At 28.4% G+C, this 2,537-nt stretch carries 3 protein-coding genes; all 3 read right to left on the bottom strand.

Annotated elements, in window-relative coordinates:
- Positions 1-225 precede the first annotated feature (225 nt).
- On the bottom strand, positions 226-924 hold the full coding sequence (locus tag CXQ94_RS21235) for a glycosyltransferase (RefSeq protein WP_053880138.1): 699 nt from the start codon (positions 922-924) through the stop codon (positions 226-228).
- A 14-nt stretch (positions 925-938) separates the two neighbouring features.
- Positions 939-2,021 carry an O82 family O-antigen polymerase gene (gene wzy, locus CXQ94_RS21240; protein ID WP_104092564.1) on the bottom strand — a complete coding sequence of 361 codons (1,083 nt, stop codon included), beginning with the start codon at positions 2,019-2,021 and terminating at the stop codon, positions 939-941.
- On the bottom strand, positions 2,021-2,537 hold a 517-nt coding region (locus tag CXQ94_RS21245), incomplete at its 5' end, for a CDP-glycerol glycerophosphotransferase family protein (protein ID WP_181034354.1). The genes CXQ94_RS21245 and wzy, both read right to left, overlap by 1 nt.

Raw genomic sequence — 2,537 nt, forward strand, 5'->3', positions numbered from 1 at the left:
ATTCGTTTGTATGTCAAAATACCAATTGTAACCCGCGACATTTAAATCACTCCTTCTGTCCAATCATATTGTTCGATTAATTCAATTGTAGCAATCTAATAAACATACTCATCAACTCATACAATAGAAAACATTAATACGACTAAAACATAACTGTATTTACCATGTGCTAATAGATATTTATAATAATAACCTTAAACTATAATATAATAATACAGCTTATTTTTATTTCTGCTTAAACAATCTTTTTTTTATACGCTCAAAAATAGTTAGTTTCCAAGTTTTAGCCCAATGATGTATTGCGTATGTTTCTTCTGTAATATCGCTAAACATCAATTGACTAAGTGAATCTCTGCGATAAGGATTATAAGGATAAAAGAACTGCTCCGGATATACTGCTATACCATCAATTATTGTGAGCCTGTTTAAATCACAAAATCTTTCAGATATACCTAGCAATGCTTCGTACGCTAATATAGGAATTTCTGTGAGACCATCAGCTTGAATTATAAACTTTATTAATTTTTTCAAAAAAATATTATTGCTAGTGGCACCAATAACAGCACAATTTGGTTTATTATCGTCTTCTAATCCGAGGAATACATCACTGACTGAAAGTAACGGAGTAATATCACGTATTATTTCTATATCGGTATCTAAATACACTCCACCAAATTTATCAAGGATAATACATCTTGCATAATCAGCAGCAAATGCAAATTTTTTTAGCTTAACCATTTTATTAAAGAACTCAATTTCATTCTCTTTAAATGTGCTTCTAATTTTGCATTCATCCCAAAATATAATTTCATAATTTAAAAGATGTTTTTTCCAACTATCTATACATTTTTTGCTTAGTTTTGGCATATTATCAATATCACCAAGCCATATATAATGTATTATTTTAGGTATCATTTCTATCATACACCTTTAAAATGTTATCCAGCATTATTATTCAACCATTCACGCTGTTTGTTTTTTGCGTAAAAATAAAAGATAAAATATAATGTGGGATTTAGATAATAATTCAGAAGTACATTCTCTACAAACGCATAACAAAAGAAACATACTATGATTGCTACAACCTTACTATCACTATGACTTAAAGCAACATGCAAGGCTTTCATCGCTAAAACGACAATCATTGCAGTTGCTATTATTCCATATTTATAAACTAAGTTGATGTATGACATATCCATTGGGATACCAAGTTCCGATGAAGTCCCAGTAAACCATTGAGAGAATGATAGATTATTAATTAGCTCCAAAGAATAAGATAATCTATATGATAAAAGCACATCCAAACTTTTTATGTATTCATTGTTTAAATTAAGAACCGTCACAAAATTTAAAACGATCAAAACTAGAGGAAGAATACAAATGATTTTACCTTTGAAAAACTTTAATAATAAAATCACTAATGGATAAAGAATAATAATCATGTACATAGACCTTGTTTTTAATTCCATATAAGCAAAAAACAAGATAATACTACCCAAGATTATAGAGGTCCGTAGACGTGAAGTAGATATCAATAAATATATTACTAATAACTGCGGAAAACTGTTAGAATTTTCGAAGCCAAACGTAGGAACTTTTCCGTAACGACCATCGATGTAAAACAATTGCTCATTGAGGGCCACACTTATTAGTATAGTTATAATTAAAAAAAACAAACTGGCAGAGTAAAAAAAAATAAACGCCCTTCTATCCAGGAGATAAGAAATGGAGCTCCACACCAATACAGCAAAAACAAACGTTAAAAGATTCGCATTCAATATTGACAAGCATATTAAAACAGAACAAACAATTAATAATGTGTCTAATTTTATAGCATGATTCAAAAATCTTCTAAGGATAATAACCAGGCCAATCAGCCAAAATAAAATTGTAATTATGAATTGTATTACTTCAACATCACGGAAATATAATATATTGTTAAATAAGATCTTAAAGGCAGCAATAAAAAACCATAGTATAATAATATAGCAATCAGTTTTAATTTTAAACTCTTTCACCATTATAGCTTTGCTCTTTTTTCTATAAAATCAAAAATATAGGAATTTTTTCTCGTGTGAAATTCGTTTGACATCTTCAAAGCTTTTAGATAATCATCATCCAAAGTAAATTTGCGATTAATCACAGGGATATACTTTATTAAATCATTCCAATTAGTGAAAATCTTTCCTGGAGCAAAATCTTTTAATTCAAAGTTTAAACCTCTGGTTTGACCAACGTATTGGTCATAATCAGGCATTAGGAAAATGATTTCTTTTCCCAACGTTAAGAAATCAAAACAAATACTAGAATAGTCTGTGATTAATACACTGGCATTAATCAGCAGGTCTAGAACATCATCATTCTTATTTGCAAATATAATATTATTGAAACCAATTAATTCATGCATGTATGAATTTTCTATACAAATATAGGGATGTAGTTTTATTATTAACTTATATCTATTATATCCTAAGATACAATTTAATTCGCTTAATAGTTTCTTTGATGGAACTATTCCATTTATTTCATAATAAGAA

Origin of the sequence: Arthrobacter sp. GMC3, from assembly GCF_002929305.1 — a bacterium.
Classification (GTDB): domain Bacteria; phylum Actinomycetota; class Actinomycetes; order Actinomycetales; family Micrococcaceae; genus Specibacter.